Origin of the sequence: Klebsiella sp. R390 (assembly GCF_051131745.1) — a bacterium.
Classification (GTDB): domain Bacteria; phylum Pseudomonadota; class Gammaproteobacteria; order Enterobacterales; family Enterobacteriaceae; genus Klebsiella.
The window spans coordinates 1071744-1094403 of record NZ_CP180445.1 but is presented as its reverse complement, the minus strand read 5'-3'; the positions used below and the strand labels follow the sequence as shown (position 1 = coordinate 1094403).

Below are 22660 nucleotides of genomic sequence, written 5' to 3'. Positions count from 1 at the left end.
TTATTCCGTCTCTGATTGCTTCACCAGCATATAGCCAAATCCCCGGACCGTACGAATACGGGCCTTGCCGACTTTATCGCGCAGGTTATGGATATGCACCTCCAGCGTGTTGGTGGCCGGCTCGTTGTCCCAGCTGTAGATATCGTTGTAGAGGATTTCGCGATGCACCGGGCTACCCGCTTTCATCATCAGGCGTGAGAGCAGGGCATACTCTTTCGGCGTCAGATCCAGCGCATTATCCCCCAGCCAGACCTGACGACGGGTGATGTTCAGCCGCAGATCGCCGACGGACATCTCATTGTCGCCCTGGTTATTATGGCGGCGGAGCAGGGCGCGGATGCGGGCATTCAGCTCCTCCAGGGCGAACGGTTTCACCAGATAGTCATCTGCCCCGGTATCGAGACCGCTAATCCGATCGTCGACGGTGTCGCGGGCGGTAAGGATCAGTACCGGCTGGGTGAATTTTTCCCGGCGCATGCGCGCCAGGAAGTGCAGGCCGTCTTCATCCGGCAGACCCAAATCCAGCACGATCAGGCTGTAGTGGTTGCTGGCAAGAGACAGCGCGGCCTCATGGGCGGTGGCGACGCCATCGCAGACGTACCCCTCGCTTTGCATCGCCAGAATCAACCCTTGTAACAGGAGTGCGTCGTCTTCAATGACTAAGATTTTCATCAACCGGCCTCGCTTCTGCATGGCGTTAAAATATCGTCAGTTGCCCGGTACTCGTGGGTGTTGACCCCCAGCAGCCCGAGCAGGGTGGAGAACAGATTATCCTGAGAATAAGAATCTGTTTTAGCTCTCTGTTGCAGACACTGGTTGGAGACGCCATAGCGCTGCTGGTAATCCGGGGACAGCCAGATCAGCATCGGCACATGTTTTTGCGTATCCGGCGCGATGGACCACGGCAGTCCGTGTAAATAGACTCCATCTTCGCCCAGCGACTCACCGTGGTCGGAGAGATACACCAGGCTGGTGGTAAATTTATCCTGCTTTGACTGCAATAATTTGATGGCTTTATCCACCACATAATCGACATACAAGATGGTGTTGTCGTATGTATTGGTCAACTGCTGCTGGCTACAACTCTGGATTTCGTTGGTCTCGCAGGTTGGGGTAAATTTCTTGAATTCAGCAGGATAGCGATTGTAGTACGTCGGACCATGGCTGCCGATAGTGTGCAGCACGATAATACCGTCCTGTTGCAAATTATCGATGTAGCTCTCCAGATTATGGAACAGCACTTCATCGTAACATTCGCCATCGATGCACTGACCGGTCAGCTTCAGATCGGTGACATTCTGATGGGGTACGCGGTCACAGGCGCCCTTACAACCGCCGTCATTGTCGTTCCACAGCACCTGAACGCCGGCGCGTTGCAGGATATCCAGCACGCCTTCCTGATGGTGCGCCAGTTCTTCATCATAATGGGCGCGCGGCATATTGGAGAACATGCAGGGTACTGATACCGCGGTGGCGGTACCGCATGAGGTGGTGTTGGCGAAGTAGGCCACATCGTCTTGTTTCAGGCGTGGGTTGGTTTCGCGCTCGTAGCCGCCGAGGGAAAAGTTTTGCGCTCGTGAGGTTTCGCCGAGCACCAGAATGGTTAAATTCTTGCGCGGCCCCTGACGCATTTCCGCTTTCTGGGTGGCATCTTCGCCAATTTTCACCAGCGGCAGATTGTCCATCTTGTTATGGGAATACCACGAGTTAATCGCCACGATGCTGTTCGACGGGCTCAGTGACTTCACCAGCTCTTTGTTATTGCGAAATACCGAGGCGTAATCTTTATAAAACAGCGCCGCGACCACCATAATCAGCAACGCAGAGACAACGATGCTCAGCAGGCGCATCAGGATGCCGCGCCATACCGTCTTCGGCTTAGCAATTTTTACCCACCAGGCCAGCGCGACCATCAGTACACCGGACAAGCCAAGCGTCAGGACCATCTTGCCAGACATCAGGGCAAAGCTTTCTGCCGGCGTGGTATCCAGAATGTTGGTGATCATGGCGCGGTCAATCACCACTCCGAAGGTCCAGATAAAATACTGTGCCGAAGCGCTGAGCAGAATGAACAGGCTAATAACCAGACGGTCGAGCTTAAGGAAAGAGGCCAGTGTCGTGAGAATATTCATCACGCTGAAAGCGACCACCGGCATGCTGAGGAACACCAACCAGTTATGCAGGCTGTTGACCGGCAACAGCGTGAAGACCTGGCGATAGAACGCGAGGTTCAGCAGCAGCCCGATATACAGCGCAAAGAGAATCAGATACAGCGTCCGGCTCATGATCGGCCGACGTAGAGACAAAAGCGACATAACAACTATCCTGGGAGTATGATAGTTGCCATGGTGCCACTGTTTATTTAAGACAACCTTAAGATTTTAAGATAACGATGGCAGCCCTGGCGTCACCGTTATCTTATGGTTCATCAACCCATTGCCTGGATGGCTTCCTCCAGCGCGTTGCGCAGGCGCGCCCGGTCATGACGATAGGGAACATCAACCGCATCCAGCCGCGTCTGAACGATGGTCCGGTTCTCCAGACCGCTGATATCGGTGTTCTGCCCGACGATCAGCGCATCAATCACCTGCTTGCCGATATAGTGTTCCATAATCCCGACGCGGTCTGCCAGCGTCAGGCTGGCGGCCGGGCTGTGCTCTTTGCCAAGGTTGTCGATAAACACCATCGCGGCGGGCGTGCGGCGCAGGGCCTGGGCCATCTCATCCAACAGAAGAATAGGCAGCAGGCTGGTGTAGAAACTGCCCGGCCCAATCAGGATTAAATCGGCTTGTGCAATGGCCTGCACTGCTTCACGGGTGGTGGGCACCGGTGGGAAAAGCATCAGTTCTCGCGGGACGCAGGGCAACTGGTCAATATTGACCTCGCCGTAAACTTCATGGCCTTCATGGTCAATGGCCATCAAATCCACCGGTTGTTCCGACATCGGGATCAAAAAGGCGTCCACTTTCAGCAGATTTCTGATCAAATTGATGGCCTCTAAAGGCCGCACGCTCAGGTGGTCGAGCGCCTTTAACATCAGATTTCCGAGGTTATGGCCTGAAAGTTCGCCATTACCGGCAAAACGATACTCAAACATTGCCGACGCGATGCTGGGTTCGGCGATCAACTGGTTAATACAGTTGCGCATATCACCCCAGGCAATACCGCCCTCGGAGCGACGAATACGACCCGTCGAACCGCCGTTATCGGTGGTTGTGACAATACCAGTCAGGCGCGATCCGAGCGAAGAGAGCGACGACATCACCCGGCCCAGACCGTGCCCGCCGCCCAGTGCCACCACGCGATCGAGATCGGCGAACGTACGAGTACGCATAGAGATTCCTTAATATCAATTAAACGGGCTCACAGTAACCGATCTACCCCTAAAAGACGATGGGCGGATCCTGACAAACTGACCGATATCAATGCAAAAGCCTGGTTTTTGGCTATTCTGTAACGAAAATGCACGATCGTATCGATATATACATAATTATATAACGAAATGGAAAATGGCGAAACCGTCGTATCCGCGCTACTATCGGCATTAACCTGTTAACACTCTAGCCCCTGTACCTGTGTCGCAAGATATGGTGCTTTGGCCGTGACGGCTCCGCCTGTCACCAGGGCGTGGAAAGAAATGACCGCGTCTCCCGTATTTGGAAAGGTGTATATGGCTTCCCAGCTTACCGACGCGTTTGCGCGTAAGTTTTATTACTTGCGCCTGTCAATTACCGATGTGTGTAACTTTCGTTGCACCTACTGCCTGCCGGATGGCTACAAGCCCGGCGCGGTCACCAACAAAGGCTTTCTCAGCGTTGACGAAGTGCGTCGCGTGACGCGTGCCTTTTCGTCCCTCGGCACGGAGAAAGTGCGCCTGACCGGCGGTGAACCGTCGTTACGTCGTGATTTTGCTGACATTATTGCCGCGGTGCGTGAAAACAGTGCTATTCGCCAGATTGCGGTTACCACTAACGGCTATCGTCTGGCGCGTGACGTGCAGCAGTGGCGTGACGCCGGGCTGACGGCGATTAACGTCAGCGTCGATAGCCTTGATGCGCGTCAGTTTCACGCGATTACCGGCCAGGATAAATTTCAGCAGGTGATGGACGGTATCGACGCCGCCTTCGCCGCCGGTTTCGAAAAAGTGAAGGTCAATACCGTGCTGATGCGCGATGTGAACCATCATCAGCTCGACACCTTCCTGGCGTGGATCCAACCGCGCCGCATCCAGCTGCGCTTTATTGAACTGATGGAAACCGGCGAGGGCAGCGACCTGTTTCGCCGTCACCATATCTCCGGCATGGTCCTGCGCGATGAGCTGCTGCGCCGCGGCTGGATCCACCAGATTAGCCAGCGCAGTGACGGCCCGGCGCAGGTGTTTTGCCACCCGGATTATGCCGGTGAAATTGGCCTTATCATGCCGTACGAGAAAGATTTCTGCGCCACCTGTAACCGGCTTCGCGTCTCCTCGGTGGGTAAACTGCATCTGTGTCTGTTTGGCGACGGTGGCGTGGATTTACGCGATCTGCTTGCCGAAGACCAGCAGCAGGCGGCGCTGGAAGCACGCATTTCTGAAGCCTTAACCCATAAAAAGCAAACCCATTTCCTGCATCAGGGCAACACCGGTATTACGCAAAACCTGTCGTATATTGGCGGATAATTGATTCTAAAGGAGCGAACAAATGAGTCAGGCCAGCGCTGAGTTTACCCCGACCCGTATTGCTATTCTCACCGTATCCAGCCGTCGTGGCGAAGAGGACGACACCTCAGGCCACTGGCTGCGTGACGCGGCGCAGGAGGCGGGCCACCACATCGCCGATAAGGCTATCGTGAAAGAGAACCGTTATGCCATTCGCGCCCAGGTGTCAGCGTGGATTGCCAGCGATGACGTCCAGGTGGTGCTGATTAACGGCGGGACCGGTTTTACCGATGGCGATCAGGCGCCGGAAGCGCTCCGGCCGTTGTTCGATCGTGAAGTGGAAGGGTTTGGTGAAGTCTTTCGCATGCTCTCCTTCGAGGAAATAGGCACCTCGACTCTGCAATCCCGGGCCATTGCCGGGGTGGCGAACCATACCCTGATTTTTGCCATGCCGGGTTCAACCAAAGCCTGCCGTACCGCATGGGACAACATCATTGCCCCGCAGCTGGATGCGCGCACGCGCCCGTGCAACTTTATCTCTCATCTTAAGAAATAAGCGATGTCACAACTGACGCATATTAACGCCGCTGGCGAAGCGCACATGGTGGACGTCTCCGCCAAAGCGGAAACCGTACGTGAAGCCCGGGCCGAAGCCTGGGTCGAGATGCAGCCAGCGACGCTGGCGATGATCGTCGACGGCAGCCACCATAAAGGCGATGTTTTCGCCACCGCCCGTATTGCCGGTATTCAGGCCGCCAAACGGACCTGGGAGCTGATCCCGCTGTGCCACCCGCTCATGCTGAGCAAGGTTGAAGTCAACCTGCAGGCGCTGCCGGAACAGAACCGGGTACGCATCGAGACGCTGTGCCGCCTGACCGGGAAAACCGGGGTCGAGATGGAGGCGCTGACCGCGGCCTCCGTCGCGGCGCTGACGATTTACGATATGTGCAAAGCGGTGCAAAAAGATATGGTGATTGGCCCGGTTCGCCTGCTGGCGAAAAGCGGCGGCAAATCCGGTGATTTTAAGGCGGACGAGACCCATGATTAAGGTTCTGTTTTTTGCTCAGGTGCGCGAACTGGTCGGTACCGATGCCCTGACGCTTGAGGCCGACGCGCCGCTGACGGTGGAAGCCATTCGCCAGCAGCTCGCCAGCCAGGGCGATCGCTGGGCGCTGGCGCTGGAGGCGGGCAAGCTGCTGGCGGCGGTCAATCAGACGTTGACCCGCTTTGACCACCCGGTGACTTCCGGTGACGAAGTGGCGTTTTTCCCACCGGTCACGGGGGGTTAAGATGACGCAGACCCGCATTGTCGTCAGCCCCGCACGCTTTTGCGTGGGTGACGAATACCCATGGCTGGCCGAACGCGATGAAGACGGCGCGGTAGTGACCTTTACCGGCAAAGTGCGTAACCACAATCTTGGCGATAGCGTGAAGGCGCTGACCCTTGAACACTATCCGGGGATGACGGAAAAGTCGCTGGCGGAAATCGTCGAACTGGCGCGGGAGCGCTGGGCGTTGGGTCGGGTGACGGTGATTCACCGCATCGGCGAAATGTGGCCGGGCGAAGAGATTGTGTTTGTCGGCGTGACCAGCGCGCACCGCAGCAGCGCTTTTGAGGCCGGGGAGTTCATTATGGACTACCTGAAAACCCGTGCGCCGTTCTGGAAGCGTGAAGCGACACCGGAAGGCGAACGTTGGGTGGACGCCCGCGATAGCGATCGTCAGGCGGCAGAGCGCTGGTAGTGTGATACGCTTAGAGCCTATCCCAGTAGGCGTAGATTGTTGCAGCTAGTTTGGGCTCGGACAGCGCGGAACAACCGGAGCGTACACGCAGTACGTGAGGATGGTGAGCACTGCCCAGGACCAAAATGGCAAATAAAATAGCCTAATGGGCCAGGCTCTTAATCAGAGATACCGTGTTAATCAGGAGATAGCCATGGACAGATTCCCACGTTCAGATTCCATCGTTCAGGTGCGAAGCGGCCTGCAAACCTATATGGCTCAGGTTTACGGCTGGATGACGGTCGGCCTGCTGCTGACCGCCTTTATTGCCTGGTTTGCCGCCAATACCCCGGCGGTGAGGATGTTTATCTTCTCCAGCCAACTGGTCATTATCGGGTTGGTTATTGCCCAACTGGCGCTGGTTTTCGTGCTTTCCGGGATGATACAGCGGCTGAGTGCAGGGGTGATGACCACGCTGTTTATGCTCTATTCGGCGTTGACCGGGCTGACGCTATCCAGCATTTTTCTGGTCTACACCTACTCGTCAATTGCCAGCACCTTTGTGATCAGCGGCGGAATGTTTGGCATCATGAGCCTGTACGGCTATACCACTAAACGCGATCTCAGCGGCTTCGGTAACATGCTGTTTATGGCCTTGATTGGTATTGTGCTGGCGTCGCTGGTCAACTTCTGGCTGAAGAGTGAAGCCTTGATGTGGGTGATTACCTACATCGGGGTGATTGTCTTTGTCGGCCTGACCGCTTATGACACCCAGAAGCTGAAAAACATCGGCGAGCAGATCGATACCCGCGATGGTTCAACGCTACGCAAGTACGCTATTCTCGGCGCCCTGACGCTGTATCTGGACTTTATCAACCTGTTCCTGATGCTGCTGCGTATTTTCGGCAACCGCCGTTAAGAGACGCCCACCAGCGTTATCAGCCCCGGGACCTGTCAGGTGGCCGGGGCGATATCTCCTTCACATCATTGCCTGTTATTACACTTCCTGATTTTGTGCGTCCAGCCGATCCTGGGTTTCCATTTCCGGCTGAACCGGCGGGTTGACCCGCGCCAGCTGTGGCGTATGGGCTGGCAGCCAGCCGACCCAGGCCGGGAAGTGGCGTAAAAAGTGGAAGGCAATCACGCTCTGACCCAGGTTCCACCAGCTGCGGGTCGGGAGCATCGATTTATCCACCTGCTTGCAGTCCCGGGCAATCAGCCCGTCAAGGTTGTCGCGTAGGGTCTGATTAAACTCGCGATCGTGGATAATCAGGTTCGCTTCGAGGTTTAACGACAGGCTCAGCGGGTCGAGATTGCTGGAGCCGACGGTGGCCCAGTGATCGTCCGCGAGGGCCACTTTGCCGTGCAGCGGGCGGCGGCGGTACTCAAATATCTGCACCCCCCCTTTGACCAGATAGCGATACAGCAGGCGGGCGCCGACTTTGACAATGGGAATATCCGGCTCGCCCTGCACAATCAGCTTTACCCGCACGCCGCGGCGGGCGGCATTGCGCATCGCATGCAGCAGCCGGTAGCCGGGGAAGAAGTAGGCATTGGCGATAATGACCTCCCGGCGGGCACTGGTCAGCATTTTCAAATAATGTCGCTCAATATCATCACGATGTTCATGATTATCCCGCCAGACAAACAGCGCCTGGGCTTCTCCGGGGCTGCGGTTAACTTCCGGTGGGTGTCGGCGGCGCAGCCAGCGGCGACGGGTAGAGGCGTTATCCGGCAGGTTTTCCAGCTCAAACTGCAGAATATCCAGAACCACCGGCCCTTCGACCTGTACGGTATAATCCTGTTTCGCTTCCGGGCCGTAATCGGTCATGTGTTCGGCGGAGTAGTTGATACCCCCGACGAATGCTGTCGTTTCATCAATTACCACGATTTTGCGATGCATGCGGCGAAACAGATTGGTGCGCATACCGAGCAGTCGCGGTCGCGGATCGTAGTAGCGAAAGATCACGCCAGCGGCGCTCAGTTCATCGACGAAGCCCGCACTAAGGTCGGGTGAGCCGTAGCCGTCGAGCAGCACTTCCACCTGGATCCCACGCCGGGCGGCCTGGAGCAGCGCCGCGTGGAGCCGCCAGCCGACGTCATCTTCAAACCAGATAAAAGTTTCGAGGATCACTTTGCGCTGCGCGCGCGCAATGGCGGCGAACAAGGCCGGATAGTAGTTATCACCATTCTCCAGTAGGCGGATGCGGTTTCCTTCCTGCCAACGGCATTTCATAGCTGAATCTCCACGCTTAGCGGAGCATGATCCGACAGGCGACGCCAGGGATGACGCGCCAACGCGGTTGGGTGGCTGGCGCGGGTATTTTTCACGTAGATCCGATCCAGGCGCAGCAGCGGAAAACCTGCCGGGAAGGTTCTCGCCGGGCGACCGTGGGCGCGGGTGAAGATCTCCTCCAGCCCGGCCTGGGCCTTCAGCGGATGATTAGCCTGCTGGCGCCAGTCGTTAAAGTCCCCGGCAACCACCACCGGTTCTGCGGCGGGCAGGCGATTAACCCGTCCGGCGAGCATCGCCAACTGGGCGCGCCGCTGCCGGGCGCTCAGGCCAAGGTGCACGCAGAGCAGGTGCAGCGCCACGGTGCTTTGCGGAACCGCTATCCGACAGTACAGCAGGCCGCGCTTTTCACTGTCGCCCACGGAAATATCGATATTTTCATCATATTCAATCGGAAAACGGGAGAGGACAGCGTTGCCGTGGTGCCCTTGCGGGTAGACCGCATTGCGCCCGTAGGCGTAATCGCTCCACAGCGAATCGGCCAGAAATTCATAATGGGGGTCGTCTGGCCAGTTATCGACATTCTGTGGGTGAATAGTATGCTCGCCGGTAACTTCCTGCAGACACACGATGTCGGCGCTGACGCTTCTGACGGCGTCACGCAGCTCCGGCAGCATGAAGCGTCGGTTAAACGTCGTAAACCCTTTATGAATGTTAAGGGTCAGTACATTGAACGACCATCCGTGCGATTTCTCGACCATATTTCTCCAGTCAATGTCACTTTCCTGAATGAAATAGTGTAGTAGGTGTCACAAAAAGATGCGGTGTTACGGAATTTTCCGTAAAGTGCGGTACTCTGAGCTATAGATAAAGATCCTTCAGGAGAGAAGCCATGAAGTGGCAACAACGTGTACGCGTCGCAACTGGACTCAGTTGTTGGCAGATTATGTTGCATCTACTGGTCGTGGCAGTACTGGTGATGGGTTGGATGAGTGGCGTGTTGGTGCACGTCGGATTAGGGCTGTGCGTGCTGTATGGCGTCACGTTACTGTCGATGCTGTTTTTACAGCGTCACCATGATTCACGCTGGCGTGACGTCGGTGACTTCCTTGAGGAGCTCACCACCACCTGGTACTTTGGCGTAGCGGTAATTGTGCTGTGGCTGCTGTCTCGCGTGCTGCATAACAATCTGCTGCTGGCCGTGGCTGGCCTCGCGATTCTGGCAGGTCCGGCGGTGGTATCACTGTTGGCGAAAGATAAAAGCCGCTACCCTAAAGCGTTCGGACTGCATCAGGGTAGCAACCCCGCAAATCCGCATAAACACAGATAGCTGTGTGGCCGGGTTGGTCAGACTAGCCAACCCAGCCACAGCCTGAACGATGACGGCAATCCCCTAAAGCGTTCAGGCTATTTTTCTGCGAAACATCGCATACGCCGCCGAGCCGGTAGTCGCGGCAATCACCAGCAACGGCCACAAACTTCCCCACACAATATCCAGACTCGCATCCTTCAAATAAATCTGCTTGGTAATGTCGGTAAAGTGACGGATCGGGTTTATCCAGGTCACGTCCTGCAACCACTGCGGCATATTCTCCACCGGCGAAACGTAGCCGGAGAGCAAAATCGCCGGCATCATAAAGACGAAGACGCCGATAAAGGCCTGCTGCTGCGTCGAGCACAGGGATGAAATCAACAGTCCAAAGCCCACCAGCGATAATCCGTAAACCACCATCGTAAAGTAGAACAGCATCAGCGATCCGGCGAAGGGGATTTGATAGGCCCAGATGCCGATCGCCAGCACGATGCTGGCCTGAAGGGTGGCGACAATCAGCGCCGGTACCGCTTTACCGACGAAAATTTGCCAGGTGGCCAGCGGCGACACCAGCAGCTGATCGAGGGTACCTTGCTCGCGCTCGCGGGCGACCGACAGCGACGTGACGATCATCACCCCGATAGTGGTGATCATGGCGATCAGCGACGGCACCACGAACCACTTGTAGTCGAGATTCGGGTTGTACCAGTTGCGGACGATCAGCTCGCTGTTGTTGGGTTTCGCTTTCCCTTCCAGCAACTCCTGCTGATAGTTTTTGACGATCTGCTGCAGATAGTTGGCGGCGATCTGCGCGCTGTTCGAGTTGCGCCCGTCGAGCAGCAGCTGGAGCGGCGCGGTCTGGTTGGTGTCGAGGTTGCGCGAGAAATCCGCCGGGAAGCGGATCAGCAATAACGCTTTTTGCTCATCGATGGTCGGGCGGATCTCCTGCGGACTTTTCAGCAGCAGCACGTGGGTGAATGCCTTGGCCCGGGCGAAGCGCTGGGTCAGTTCTACCGCATGACGACCGTTGTCTTCGTTGTAGATGGCAATGGTGGCGTTGGTGACCTCCAGAGTGGCGGCGAAGGGAAACAGCAGCACCTGAAGCAGGACCGGCATAATCAAAATCGCCCGCGTCTGCGGTTCACGCAACAGCGACTGCAGCTCTTTGCGGATTAATGTCCATAAGCGATGAAACATAGTCAGTCCTCTCTATGGATAGGCTCTAAACGGCCTGTTATTCCCGGATGATGCGGCATCTTAATCCAGACGTCGTTTGGTCTTCAGCCACGTCAGGCCGATAAACATCACCGCCGAGGCAATTAAAAACAACGTGTTCACCAACAGCACCACCGAAATGTTGCCCGCCAGAAACAGGCTCTGCAGGGTGCTGACAAAATAGCGCGCCGGGATCACGTAGGTCACCGCGCGGATCACCGCCGGCATGCTGTCGATCTGGAAAATAAACCCGGAAAGCATAATCGACGGCAGAAAGGCGGCGTTGAGCGCCACCTGCGCGGCGTTAAACTGGTTGCGGGTGATGGTCGAAATTAACAGCCCCATTCCCAGGGTGCTGAGTAAAAACAGGCTGGTTATCAAAAACAGGATCACCAGCGAACCACGAAACGGCACGCCGAGAATAAAGACCGCCACCAGCATGCACAGCAGCATTGCCAGCATGCCAAGGAAATAGTAGGGGATCAGCTTACATAACAGCAGTTCGGCGCGGGTGATCTCGGTCGACAGCAGCGCCTCCATAGTGCCGCGCTCCCATTCGCGAGCCACCACCAGCGAGGTCAGAATGGCGCCGACCACCGTCATAATGATGGTAATCGCCCCGGGAATAATAAAGTGCTGGCTGATGGCGGCCGGGTTGAACCAGTAGCGCATCTGGACATCAATCAGTGGTTCAAAGGTTTCCCCGCGATCCTCCGCCCGCTGCTGCTGCCAGATTTGCCAGATGCCCTCGATGTAGCCCTGGGCAAAGTTGGCGGTATTGGGCTCGCTGCCGTCGGTAATCAGCTGAATCGGGGCATCGTCGCCGGGGCGCGCCATCTTCTGGTCGAAGTCGACCGGGATAACCACCAGGCCACGAATTTTCCCCGCCTGCATCAACTGAATTAACTGCTGACGATTGTCGCTGACCGTGGCGTCAATATAGGGCGAGCCGGTCATGGTATGCACGAAGTCCAGCGCCTCTTCGCTACGCTGTTCCAGCAGGACGCCGACTTTCAGCTTGCTGGAGTCGAGGTTAATACCGTAGCCAAAAATAAACAGCAGCAGCAGGGGAATGACCACTGCAATCAGCCAGCTGCTGGGGTCGCGGATAATCTGTCGCGTCTCTTTGACACACAGGGCGCGGACGCGTCGCCATGACAGGATCTTAGCGCTCACGGGCATGCTCCTTATCCCAGTCGTGAATCAGGGTGATAAACGCCTGTTCCATGGTGGGATCGGGCTGTTCATCGTTCGCCGCCAGCGCCTTCAGGGCATCCGGCGTGCCGCTGGCGATCAGCTTGCCGTGGTACACCAGGCCAATGCGATCGCAATACTCGGCCTCGTCCATAAAGTGGGTGGTGACCATCACCGTGACCCCTTTATCCACCATGCTATTAATATGCAGCCAGAATTCACGGCGGGTGAGGGGGTCAACGCCGGAGGTTGGCTCATCGAGAAACAAGATATCCGGCTCGTGCATCAGCGAGCAGGCCAGTGCCAGACGCTGCTTGTAACCGAGCGGCAGTTCATCGGCGGCATGGCTGGCGATGCTTTGAAGGCCAAAGGCGTCGCTCATGCGGGCTATTTTCTCGTTCTGCGCCCGGCCGCGCAGGCCGTATACGCCGGAGAAGAAGCGCAGGTTTTGCTCCACGGTCAGGTTGCCGTACAGCGAAAACTTCTGCGCCATATAGCCCAGGTGCTGGCGCGCCTTGCCGGATCCGACTTTCAGATCCATGCCCAGCACCAGTGCCTTGCCGGAGGTCGGCACCAGCAGGCCGCACATCATCTTGAAGGTGGTGGATTTCCCTGCGCCGTTGGGGCCGAGCAGGCCGAAAATTTCCCCGCGCTTAACGCTGAAATCGACGTGGTCGGTGGCGGCAAAGTCGCCAAATTTTTTGGTCAGGCTTTGGGCTTCAATGACCGTCTCATCGTGGTTTCCCTCGACGCGATGGATTATCTCGCCCAGCGGTGATTCGGCGGTAGCGGCGCCGCCCAGCAGGTCGATAAAGGCATCTTCAAAGCGTGGGGTGGTTTCGGCTATTTCCAGCGCCGGCATCTGGCTGTTGTGCTGCACCTCGTCAATGGTGGCCTCTTTTTTGAGGATCAGCCGGACCGATTTCCCCTGGATTACGCCATCGCTGATCTGCGGCAGCTTCAGCGCGCGCTGCAGCAGGCGACGGTTGTTCTCCTCGCGGCTGGAGACCAGGAAGCTGCGCCCGGCCATGGTCTGGGTCAAGGCTTTCGGCTCGCCCTGGTACAGTAGCTGGCCTTCATTCATCAGCAGCACGTCACGGCACTGCTCCGCTTCATCAAGGTAGGAGGTGCTCCAGAGGATCAGCATCCCGTCCCCCGCCAGTTCGTGCACCATTTGCCACAGCTCACGGCGCGAGATCGGGTCAACGCCGACGCCGGGTTCATCGAGCAGCAGCACTTTCGGCTCGCCCACCAGGGTACAGGCGAGGCCCAGTTTCTGTTTCATCCCACCGGACAGCTTCCCTGCCAGCCGGTCGGTAAAGGGGCCGAGGGAGGTAAACTCCAGCAGCCGGGCGAAGGTCTGTTTGCGCGCCTCACCGGTGACGCTGCGCAGATCGGCATACAGCGTGAGGTTTTCCATTACCGTCAGGTCCTCATACAGGCCGAATTTCTGCGGCATGTAGCCGAGGATCGCGTGCAGCGCGCTGTCGTCGGCAATCGGATCGAAACCGAGCACTCTGGCGCTGCCGTCGTCGGCCTTCAACAGCCCAGCCAGCATGCGCATCAGGGTGGTTTTCCCCGCGCCGTCAGGGCCGACCAGCCCGGTCACGTAACCGGCATGGATGGTGCAGTTAAGCGGCGCTACGGCGGGGCGATCCATGCCGGCAAAGCGACGGGTCAGCCCGCTGAGGGTGATAACATCCTCATTCATGACCGTTCCCGTTGCTGAAGGTGATGGTAACCGGCATCCCCTGGCGCAGCGTGTCATCCGCATCGGTGACAATGATACGCAGACGATAGACGAGGTCAGTACGTAAATCCGGCGTCTCTACGGTCTTTGGCGTAAATTCAGCCGTCGGTGAGACGAAGCCGATTTTGCCGTGCCAGGGCTGGTTCGGGCGGCTATCGGTATACAGCAGCACTTCACGCCCGGGCGTTGCCTGACCGAGATTTTTTTCATCGATGTAGGCGCGAACCCACACCGGATGGGTCAACGACAGCGTCATGACCGTGCCGCCGGCGCTGAGCATGCTGCCCGGCTCGACGGCGCGGGTCATCAGCATGCCATCGGACGGGGCGACTAACGTCGTATCGTGCAGATCAAGTTTCGCCTGCGCTAAAGCGGCCTGTGCTTGTTCAAGGCTGGCTTTGGCCTGGGCAATTTCCTGCGGGCGGTTCCCAGCGCGATACTGACGCAGTTTGTCCTGCGCGGACTTCAGCGTTGCCTGCGCCTGGTCACGGGAAGAACGCGCGTTTTCAAGATCGTTCACCGAGATAGCGCTGTTCTGGCGCAACCCCAGCTGGCGCTGATAGAAGTTCTGCGCGTAGTCATAGGCGGCCTGCGCCTGTTTAACCGCGGCGGCGGCCTGAGCTATCTCTTCCGCCCGGTAGCCCGCCATCATCAGGTCATATTGCGCCTGGGCGGTGGAGACATTGGCCTGCGCCTGCTGTAAGGCGTTTTCATAAGGAGCGCGATCCAGTTGGCCCAACGTCTGCCCGGCCTGAATCTTATCGCCCTCATCAACGTTCAGCGATGCCAGCCGCCCGCCGACGCGGAAGCTCATGTTGACGGTCCGAATATCGACGTTGCCATACAGGGTCAGCTCCCGATGCTGACTGCTTTGATACCACCACCAGCCGCCGCCGCATGCGGCGATCAGCAGCAAAACTACCAACACGATAACGACGGGTTTTTTCATGATCCCAGACTCCTTTGCGATAACCCTTGCAGAACAAAATCAATATGGCAGGCGATAACCTGGTAAATTTGCTCAGTTTTTTCTTCGTCAAACTGCACCCATCCGGTGCGCAGCAAAATGGTTTCCCGGCCGAGACGGAACGCGAGAATCTCCCCCAACAGCGCGTGGGTGTGCAGAATCATTTGTGTGTCATCAGCGTCCAGACCAGTAAACGCGGCGATTAAACGGGTCAGGTAGCGGTGAAGCGGGGCAATCACCTGGCTGTGGATCAGCTGATAGGCCGGGGTTGGCGAAAGCTGCTCGCGAGAGATGAATTTGCTGAGATTCACCGTGTCGTCCTGGGTCAGCAGTAAAATCATGTTCTGGCAGGCGCGCAGGATCAGCCCGCGAATGGCGGCCTTATCCGGTGACGGGGTATTCAGCAGCGTTTCTGCCGCGTCGGCATGAGGGTGAAAATTATGGCTGATGAAATCGGCAATCCACTGCGCGCAGGCGAGATACAGGTCATCTTTCGATCCGAAATAGTAGGGGATCGCGGCGATATTTTGCCCGGCCAGCGCGGCAATATCACGAGTGGTAGCATGCTGACCGTATTCACCAAACTGGGCGATCGCGGCGGCAATTAGCTGGTTTTTGGCTTGTTCGCCTTTGGTGGTTGCTGGTGTCGTATTCATCGCGGTATAAAAAATTAATCAATCGATTGATTAAGAGTATATCCGGTTCGCGGAACTGTCCAGAATGGTGAATACTCTCTGTGAACTTCTGTGACATCCGATGTTGCCAGGCAGGGGTGACGAGGATTATCCGGCGGAAAAACCCCGAGGGGATATTTTATGCGCTACGTCACAAAACCTGCTAGACTGCGCCCCTTCATGGCATTGTGGTTTTTGCCATCTCTTTTGCAATAATCTCCCCGAAAACTACGCCTGTCATGGGCCGGGGCGGTTTGGAGTTGTTATGTCTTTTGATTCCCTTGGCCTGAACCCTGATATCCTGCGCGCCGTCGCCGAACAAGGTTACCTTGAGCCAACCCCAATTCAGCAGCAGGCGATCCCTGCGGTGTTGCAGGGTCGCGATCTGATGGCCAGCGCCCAGACCGGCACCGGCAAAACGGCGGGCTTTACGCTGCCGCTGCTGCAGCATCTGATCCAGAAAGAGCCGCATGCTAAAGGCCGTCGCCCGGTGCGTGCGCTGATCCTTACGCCAACCCGTGAGCTGGCTGCCCAGATCGGCGAAAACGTACGCGACTACAGCAAGTACCTGAACATCCGTTCGCTGGTGGTCTTCGGCGGCGTGAGCATTAACCCGCAGATGATGAAACTGCGCAGCGGCGTTGATGTGCTGGTGGCGACTCCTGGGCGTCTGCTGGATCTTGAGCACCAGAATGCTGTCAGCCTCGATAAGGTTGAAGTGCTGGTCCTGGACGAAGCCGACCGCATGCTGGACATGGGCTTTATCCACGATATTCGTCGCGTACTGGCGAAGCTGCCGGCCAAACGACAGAACCTGCTGTTCTCCGCCACCTTCTCTGACGATATTAAAGCTCTGGCGGAAAAGCTGCTGCATAACCCGCTGGAGATCGAAGTGGCTCGCCGTAACACCGCTTCCGAGCAGGTGACGCAGCACGTGCATTTCGTTGATAAGAAGCGCAAGCGGGAACTGCTGTCACAGATGATCGGCGAAGGTAACTGGCAGCAGGTGCTGGTCTTCACCCGCACCAAGCACGGCGCCAACCATCTGGCCGAGCAACTGAATAAAGACGGCATTCGCAGCGCAGCCATTCATGGTAACAAGAGCCAGGGCGCCCGTACTCGTGCCTTAGCCGATTTTAAATCCGGCAGCATTCGCGTGCTGGTGGCTACCGATATCGCCGCGCGCGGTCTGGATATCGAAGAGCTGCCACATGTGGTGAACTACGAGCTGCCAAACGTACCGGAAGATTATGTTCACCGTATCGGTCGAACCGGTCGTGCTGCCGCTACCGGCGAAGCGCTGTCGCTGGTCTGCGTCGACGAGCATAAGCTGCTGCATGACATCGAACGTCTGCTGAAAAAAGAGATCCCCCGTATCGCCGTTGCGGGCTATGCGCCGGATCCGTCGATCAAAGCCGAGCCGATTCAGAACGGTCGCCAGCAACGTGGCGGCGGCGGTGGTCGTGGTCAGGGCCAGGGCCGCGGTGGTCAGGGTCAGGGGCGTAACGCTCAGGGTCAGGGCCGCAGCCAGCAGTCTGCTCCACGTCGTCAGGATGGCGAGGCGCCGAAAGCCGGGGCTAAGCCTTCTCGTCGTATCGGCGATGCGAAGCCGACCGGCGAGCAGCAGCGTCGCCGTCGTCCGCGTAAACCCGCGGCGGCTGAGTAACGGCACCTCCCGCAGTTTACTTCATCGGGTCGTTGCCTGGTGAAGTAAACGTCCCCTGGATGGTGGCAATTACGCCGTCATCCAGGGCGTTTCCCTGCTTGCCCTGCGACTCGCGCCCGGGCGTTATCAAATCCCGAGCCTCATTCCACATTACGCAGAAAGAAATTCCTCCCGGCAGGCAAAAAGTGTCACAATAGTGGCTGTTTATACAGTATTCAGGTTTTCTCATGGCTTTGACCTCTGCGCTAAAAACGCAAATCGCCGCCTGGTATAAGGCGCTTCAGGAACAGATTCCGGACTTTATTCCCCGTCCACCGCAGCGGCAGATGATTGCTGATGTGGCGAAAACGCTCACCGGGGAAGAAGGGCGACACCTGGCAATTGAAGCCCCCACCGGCGTCGGGAAAACCCTGTCTTATCTGATCCCCGGGATTGCTATCGCACGTGAGGAGCAGAAAACGCTGGTGGTGAGTACCGCCAACGTGGCGCTGCAGGATCAGATCTACAGCAAAGATCTGCCGCTACTGCGCAAAATCATCCCCGACCTGCGTTTTACCGCCGCTTTTGGGCGCGGGCGCTACGTGTGTCCGCGTAACCTGACTGCGCTGGCCAGCACCGAGCCCACGCAGCAGGACCTGCTGGCGTTTCTGGATGACGACCTGACGCCGAAGAATCAGGCCGAGCAGGTGCTGTGCGCAACGCTGAAAAGCGATCTCGACAGCTACCGGTGGGACGGCCTGCGCGATCATACCGATAAACCCGTCGACGATGCGCTGTGGAGCCGTCTGAGCACCGATAAAGCCAGCTGCCTGAACCGCAACTGTCACTACTACCGCGAATGTCCGTTTTTCGTCGCCCGGCGCGAAATCCAGGAGGCAGAAGTCGTGGTGGCGAACCATGCGTTGGTGATGGCGGCGATGGAGAGCGAAGCGGTGCTGCCGGAACCGAAAAACCTGCTGCTGGTGCTTGATGAAGGCCATCATCTCCCGGACGTCGCCCGCGATGCGCTGGAGATGAGCGCCGAAATGACGGCCCCGTGGTACCGGCTGCAACTGGACCTGTTCAGCAAGCTGGTGGCGACCTGCATGGAGCAGTTCCGCCCTAAAACCACGCCGCCGCTGGCGAATCCCGAGCGTCTGACCAGCCACTGTGAAGAGCTGTATGAGCTGATCGCCTCGCTGAATAACATTCTTTCGCTGTATCTGCCCGCCGGTCAGGAAGCCGAGCATCGCTTCCCGATGGGCGAGCTGCCGCAGGAGGTGATGGACATTTGCCAGCGGCTGGCAAAACTCACCGACATGCTGCGCGGGCTGGCAGAGTTGTTCCTCAACGATCTTGGTGAGAAAACCGGCAGCCACGATGTGGTTCGCCTGCACCGGGTACTGTTGCAGATGAACCGCGCGCTGGGGATGTTCGAAAGCCAGAGTAAGCTGTGGCGGCTGGCATCGCTGGCCCAGTCTTCCGGTGCGCCGGTGACAAAATGGGTCACGCGCGATATGCGTGACGGGCAGGCGCATATCTGGTTCCACTGCGTCGGCATTCGCGTCAGCGATCAGCTCGAAAGATTGCTGTGGCGCAGCGTGCCGCATATTGTCGTCACCTCCGCGACGCTGCGCTCGTTGAACAGTTTTTCACGTCTGCAGGAGATGAGCGGGCTGAAGGAGAAAGCGGGCGACCGTTTTGTGGCGCTGGATTCCCCCTTCAACCACGTCGAGCAGGGCAAAATCATTATCCCGCAGATGCACTACGAGCCGCTGATCGATACCGAAGAGCAGCATATCGCCGAAATGGCGGCCTATTTCCGCGAGCAGGTCGAGAGTAAAAAACACCTCGGGATGCTGGTGCTGTTTGCCAGCGGCCGGGCGATGCAACGTTTTCTGGAGCACGTCACCGACCTGCGTTTACTTCTGTTGGTACAGGGTGATAAACCACGCTACCGGCTGGTGGAACTGCATCGCAAACGGGTTGAAGGCGGCGAGCGCAGCGTGCTGGTGGGGCTTCAGTCCTTTGCCGAAGGGCTGGATCTCAAAGGTGAGTTGCTCAGCCAGGTGCATATTCATAAAATCGCTTTTCCGCCGATCGACAGTCCGGTGGTGATTACCGAAGGGGAATGGCTCAAAAGCCTGAATCGCTACCCGTTCGAGGTGCAAAGTCTGCCCAGCGCCTCTTTCAATCTGATTCAGCAGGTCGGCCGCCTTATCCGCAGCCATAGCTGCTGGGGCGAAGTGGTGATTTATGACAAGCGTCTGTTGACCAAAAATTATGGTAAGCGTCTACTGAATGCATTACCCGTTTTTCCAATAGAACAGCCTGCCGTCCCTGAGGTTACCGGCAAAACGAAAGCCAAACAGACCCGCCGTAAACGGCGATAATAATGCGATGTCGGCGATGTGAGCAGCTAACAGGAGTCTTCGATGGACTACAGCAAGATCATTAAAGAAGTCGGGCGCGGGAAAAATCACGCGCGTGACCTGGATGTGGATACTGCCCGCGCGCTTTACTCGCGAATGCTCGATGGCGACGTAGCCGAGCTGGAGCTGGGCGGGATTTTAATCGCCCTGCGCATTAAAGGCGAAGGCGAAGCGGAAATGAAAGGCTTCTATGAAGCCATGCAGCAGAAGACCTTGCGTCTGACGCCACCCGTCGCCAGGCCGATGCCGATCGTGATCCCCAGCTATAACGGTGCGCGTAAACAGGCCAACCTGACGCCGCTGCTGGCGGTGCTGCTGCATAAGCTCGGCTTCCCGGTGGTGGTTCATGGCGTCAGCCACGATCCAACCCGGGTACTGACCGAAACGATTTTTGAGCTGATGGGCATCCCGGCAACGAGACATGCCGGCCAGGCGCAGGCCAGGCTGGACAGCCACGAGCCGGTCTATATTCCGGTCGGCGCATTCTGCCCACCGCTGGAAAAGCAGCTGGCTCTGCGCTGGCGGATGGGGGTGCGTAACAGTGCCCATACTCTGGCGAAACTGGCGACGCCGTTTGCTGAAGATGCGGCGCTGCGTCTGTCGAGCGTCTCGCATCCGGAGTATGTCGGCCGGGTTGCCGCCTTTTTTGCCGAGACCGGCGGCCGGGCGTTATTGATGCACGGCACGGAGGGTGAAGTCTATGCCAACCCGCAGCGTTGTCCGCAGATTAGCCTGATTGCTGGGGCGCAAGCGCAGGTATTGTATGAACGGCAAACCGAGGCCGCGGAGGCGCCTGTCGTACTCCCGGAATCGAAAGATCCGCTGGTGACCGCTCGCTGGATCGAGCGCTGCATGGCAGGGAGCGAACCGCTGCCGCCGTCGCTGCGCATTCAGCTGGCATGCTGCCTGGTTGCCACTGGCGAAGCAGCCACGCTTGAGCAGGGGCTGGCGAAAGTCGCAGAGCACTGGTAGCCCGCGAGTTACATACAGGTTGTTTGCAGGGTAGCACGCAAAAAAAAGCCCGTCCGGTGGCACGGACGGGCAAAACAAGGGTATTTCAAGGGTTTTTCAGGGGGTAATACTGTATGGCTGTGCGTCGCGCTTATTTATAGATAACCGCGGTACCGCTCAATTTGTTGTTGCTGTTTGCAGAAGTGATGCTGTAGCCGGTTGCGCCAGCAGCACTTGCTTTCTCAGCCAGTTTTGCTTCCAGACCGTCCAGCGTCGTTGCGCCTTCCGCAGAAACAACACCGATTTTGTTCATGCTTTCAGCCTGAGCCGACGTTACCGGCTGAGCGGCAAAAGCACCAAAGGACAGGGCAGACAGAGCAATAGCAGCGGCAGCATATTTAATGGTTTTCATAGTCAATCTCTCGCAGGTTATTTTGTTAAGGGGACGATGTTCCGTCGATGTGATAAGTATCACGTTTTTTTGCGAGATATAAAATCGAAGGAAATTAACAGTCTCCATCAATTTTTTTGAACCATTATTAATTTATTGAATATTAATAAATTATTTGCCACGAAAGTCACCGCAAAGGCGACAGCGGCGTGAAGAAACTTTGAAGGGCACAGATTGCTACTTTATTCGCCAAAAAACGTGCGCGAAAAGATAACGCCTTCTGCGGTAATGAACGGTAAAGGAGAGTCAGCGAAGCTGGCTGTCCTTGGATCCTCTGCGATTATATCCTGAAAATGTATTGTTATGTAAATCTTTATCCTGCTGGCACTTCACGCAGAACCTGACCCCCGGGATCGCCTTACGCCGGGCCTCCGGAATCGGCTCTCCGCATTCATCACAAAATTTGTGGCTCTCGCCGCTGGGAAGCGCATTTCTCGCCCGCGCGACCGCATCGTCGATGGTACTGTCGATTTGATCCTGTACCGCGCCGTCGTTTGCCCAGCCTGATGCCATGCTGCACCTCTATTCAGCGTTACTTAGTAGACTATTTTATTTGCCATTTTGGGCCTGGGCAGTGCTCACAAAGATTTATCTTTGAACGCCCTTCAGGGCGGCCCGAAGGGTGAGCGAAGCGAATACAATTCTCACGTACTGCGTGTACGCTCCGGTTGTTCCGCGCCGTCCGTGCTCAAACTGGCTGCAACAATCTACGTCTACTGGGATGGGATATGAATATCAGTATAGAAAAGCGGGCGCAGAAAAAGCATCGATAAAGGTCAGATTTCTGACCATTCTCGCAGCAGGTTGTGATACAGGTTGAGCAGGGACAGCACTTCATCACTTTCGCCGTGGCGGCTTTTCAGGGTCTGAATATTGCGATCCAGCTCAAACAGCATGCCGCGTCGTTTGTCGTCGCGAATCATCGACTGCACCCACAGAAAGGAGGCCACGCGCACGCCCTGAGTGACCGGCATCACCGAGTGCAGGCTGCTGGAAGGGTAGAGCACCAGATCGCCGGCCGGCAGTTTGACCGAATGCTGACCATAGGTGTCATTAATCACCAGCTCGCCGCCTTCATAGCTCTCCGGGGCGCTCAGGAACAGCGTGGCGGAAAGATCGGTGCGCATCCAGCCGTTCTGCGCGTGGCTGCGTACTGCACCGTCAACGTGAAAACCGTAGGTTTCACTCTGCTGGTAGCGGTTAAACAGCGGGCTGGAGATCGTTTTTGGCAACGCTGCGGCGAAAAACAGCGCGCTGCGATTTAGCGCCGCCAGCACGTGGTTCTGCAGTTCGTCATACAGCGGGCTACGGGTATCCACCTGCTGGTTTTTCTTCACCTGCGCGCCCTGATCGCCGGTAGTGGCGCGACCGTCTACCCATTCGGCCTGCTGCAAGCGCTGGTTAAACGCGGCAACGTCCTGCGGACTGAGGACGGCGGGAATATGGTACATCATCTTTGGTTCTCCAGAGAAAAC

23 protein-coding genes and 1 riboswitch are annotated in these 22660 nt (G+C 57.1%); of the genes, 10 read left to right on the top strand and 13 right to left on the bottom strand.

Annotation, left to right across the window (positions count from 1 at the left end; all coding sequences use genetic code 11):
* From pmrA to yvcK, 3 genes are all read right to left on the bottom strand, one after another.
* On the bottom strand, positions 1-672 hold the full coding sequence (pmrA, locus tag ACMYSP_RS05085; protein ID WP_174508433.1) for a two-component system response regulator PmrA: 672 nt from the start codon (positions 670-672) through the stop codon (positions 1-3).
* Positions 672-2315, bottom strand: a complete 1644-nt coding sequence (eptA, locus tag ACMYSP_RS05080; protein WP_434585841.1) for a phosphoethanolamine transferase EptA — start codon at positions 2313-2315, stop codon at positions 672-674. The genes pmrA and eptA overlap by 1 nt, the downstream gene beginning before the upstream one ends.
* A 113-nt stretch (positions 2316-2428) precedes the next feature.
* Complete coding sequence (gene yvcK, locus ACMYSP_RS05075; protein ID WP_434585840.1) at positions 2429-3334, bottom strand: uridine diphosphate-N-acetylglucosamine-binding protein YvcK; 906 nt, start codon at positions 3332-3334, stop codon at positions 2429-2431.
* Between the two features lie 210 nt (positions 3335-3544).
* Positions 3545-3683: riboswitch (molybdenum cofactor riboswitch) on the top strand.
* Here yvcK and moaA point away from each other — a divergent pair.
* The 6 genes from moaA to ACMYSP_RS05045 all read left to right on the top strand — a co-directional run bounded on the left by moaA (position 3671) and on the right by ACMYSP_RS05045 (position 7280).
* Positions 3671-4660, top strand: coding sequence for a GTP 3',8-cyclase MoaA (moaA, locus tag ACMYSP_RS05070; RefSeq protein WP_434585839.1), 990 nt, complete (start codon positions 3671-3673; stop codon positions 4658-4660). (Overlaps the previous riboswitch by 13 nt.)
* A 22-nt stretch (positions 4661-4682) precedes the next feature.
* Positions 4683-5195 carry a molybdenum cofactor biosynthesis protein B gene (gene moaB / locus ACMYSP_RS05065; protein WP_434585838.1) on the top strand — a complete coding sequence of 171 codons (513 nt, stop codon included), beginning with the start codon at positions 4683-4685 and terminating at the stop codon, positions 5193-5195.
* Between the two features lie 3 nt (positions 5196-5198).
* Positions 5199-5687, top strand: a complete 489-nt coding sequence (moaC, locus tag ACMYSP_RS05060; RefSeq protein ID WP_434585837.1) for a cyclic pyranopterin monophosphate synthase MoaC — start codon at positions 5199-5201, stop codon at positions 5685-5687.
* Positions 5680-5928, top strand: a complete 249-nt coding sequence (gene moaD / locus ACMYSP_RS05055; protein ID WP_434585836.1) for a molybdopterin synthase sulfur carrier subunit — start codon at positions 5680-5682, stop codon at positions 5926-5928. Before moaC ends, moaD begins: the two co-directional genes overlap by 8 nt.
* A 1-nt stretch (position 5929) precedes the next feature.
* A complete protein-coding gene (moaE, locus tag ACMYSP_RS05050; RefSeq protein ID WP_434585835.1) occupies positions 5930-6382 on the top strand; it encodes a molybdopterin synthase catalytic subunit MoaE in 453 nt (150 codons plus the stop codon).
* A gap of 193 nt (positions 6383-6575) precedes the next feature.
* Complete coding sequence (locus tag ACMYSP_RS05045; protein WP_434585834.1) at positions 6576-7280, top strand: Bax inhibitor-1/YccA family protein; 705 nt, start codon at positions 6576-6578, stop codon at positions 7278-7280.
* Between the two features lie 78 nt (positions 7281-7358).
* Here ACMYSP_RS05045 and clsB read toward each other — a convergent pair whose 3' ends face one another.
* Positions 7359-8597: a cardiolipin synthase ClsB gene (gene clsB / locus ACMYSP_RS05040; protein WP_434585833.1), complete on the bottom strand. Its 1239-nt coding sequence runs from the start codon at positions 8595-8597 to the stop codon at positions 7359-7361.
* Positions 8594-9355: an endonuclease/exonuclease/phosphatase family protein gene (locus ACMYSP_RS05035; RefSeq protein ID WP_434585832.1), complete on the bottom strand. Its 762-nt coding sequence runs from the start codon at positions 9353-9355 to the stop codon at positions 8594-8596. The genes clsB and ACMYSP_RS05035 overlap by 4 nt, the downstream gene beginning before the upstream one ends.
* Before the next feature lie 131 nt (positions 9356-9486).
* On the opposite strand from ACMYSP_RS05035, the gene ACMYSP_RS05030 reads away from it, so the two are divergent.
* The gene (locus tag ACMYSP_RS05030; protein ID WP_434585831.1) at positions 9487-9924 is read left to right on the top strand and encodes a YbhQ family protein; all 438 of its coding nucleotides are present in this window, start codon (positions 9487-9489) and stop codon (positions 9922-9924) included.
* Positions 9925-9996: 72 nt separating this feature from the next.
* Here ACMYSP_RS05030 and ACMYSP_RS05025 read toward each other — a convergent pair whose 3' ends face one another.
* Genes ACMYSP_RS05025 through cecR form a run of 5 tightly spaced genes read right to left on the bottom strand, consistent with a single transcriptional unit; the run spans position 9997 to position 15688 of the window.
* On the bottom strand, positions 9997-11103 hold the full coding sequence (locus ACMYSP_RS05025; protein ID WP_434585830.1) for an ABC transporter permease: 1107 nt from the start codon (positions 11101-11103) through the stop codon (positions 9997-9999).
* Positions 11104-11163: 60 nt separating this feature from the next.
* Positions 11164-12297 (bottom strand): ABC transporter permease, encoded by a 1134-nt coding sequence (locus tag ACMYSP_RS05020; protein WP_434585829.1) that lies wholly within the window; start codon positions 12295-12297, stop codon positions 11164-11166.
* Entirely contained in the window at positions 12287-14026 is a 1740-nt protein-coding gene (locus tag ACMYSP_RS05015; RefSeq protein WP_434585828.1) for an ATP-binding cassette domain-containing protein, read from the bottom strand. Before ACMYSP_RS05015 ends, ACMYSP_RS05020 begins: the two co-directional genes overlap by 11 nt.
* Positions 14019-15014, bottom strand: coding sequence for a secretion protein HlyD (gene hlyD, locus ACMYSP_RS05010; RefSeq protein ID WP_434585827.1), 996 nt, complete (start codon positions 15012-15014; stop codon positions 14019-14021). The genes ACMYSP_RS05015 and hlyD overlap by 8 nt, the downstream gene beginning before the upstream one ends.
* Positions 15011-15688 carry a transcriptional regulator CecR gene (gene cecR, locus ACMYSP_RS05005; protein ID WP_434585826.1) on the bottom strand — a complete coding sequence of 226 codons (678 nt, stop codon included), beginning with the start codon at positions 15686-15688 and terminating at the stop codon, positions 15011-15013. Before cecR ends, hlyD begins: the two co-directional genes overlap by 4 nt.
* Before the next feature lie 283 nt (positions 15689-15971).
* Between cecR and rhlE the strand changes: the two genes are divergently transcribed.
* The 3 genes from rhlE to ybiB all read left to right on the top strand — a co-directional run bounded on the left by rhlE (position 15972) and on the right by ybiB (position 20755).
* Positions 15972-17372, top strand: coding sequence for an ATP-dependent RNA helicase RhlE (gene rhlE / locus ACMYSP_RS05000; RefSeq protein WP_434585825.1), 1401 nt, complete (start codon positions 15972-15974; stop codon positions 17370-17372).
* A 227-nt stretch (positions 17373-17599) separates the two neighbouring features.
* On the top strand, positions 17600-19744 hold the full coding sequence (gene dinG / locus ACMYSP_RS04995; protein WP_434585824.1) for an ATP-dependent DNA helicase DinG: 2145 nt from the start codon (positions 17600-17602) through the stop codon (positions 19742-19744).
* Between the two features lie 42 nt (positions 19745-19786).
* Positions 19787-20755: a DNA-binding protein YbiB gene (gene ybiB / locus ACMYSP_RS04990; protein WP_434585823.1), complete on the top strand. Its 969-nt coding sequence runs from the start codon at positions 19787-19789 to the stop codon at positions 20753-20755.
* Between the two features lie 130 nt (positions 20756-20885).
* Here ybiB and ybiJ read toward each other — a convergent pair whose 3' ends face one another.
* From ybiJ to ybiX, 3 genes are all read right to left on the bottom strand, one after another.
* Entirely contained in the window at positions 20886-21146 is a 261-nt protein-coding gene (ybiJ, locus tag ACMYSP_RS04985) for a DUF1471 family protein YbiJ (RefSeq protein ID WP_434585822.1), read from the bottom strand.
* 285 nt (positions 21147-21431) lie between these two features.
* Positions 21432-21698, bottom strand: coding sequence for a DksA/TraR family C4-type zinc finger protein (locus tag ACMYSP_RS04980; RefSeq protein WP_123756063.1), 267 nt, complete (start codon positions 21696-21698; stop codon positions 21432-21434).
* Positions 21699-21961: 263 nt separating this feature from the next.
* On the bottom strand, positions 21962-22639 hold the full coding sequence (gene ybiX / locus ACMYSP_RS04975) for a PKHD-type hydroxylase YbiX (RefSeq protein WP_123756064.1): 678 nt from the start codon (positions 22637-22639) through the stop codon (positions 21962-21964).
* Positions 22640-22660 lie beyond the last annotated feature (21 nt).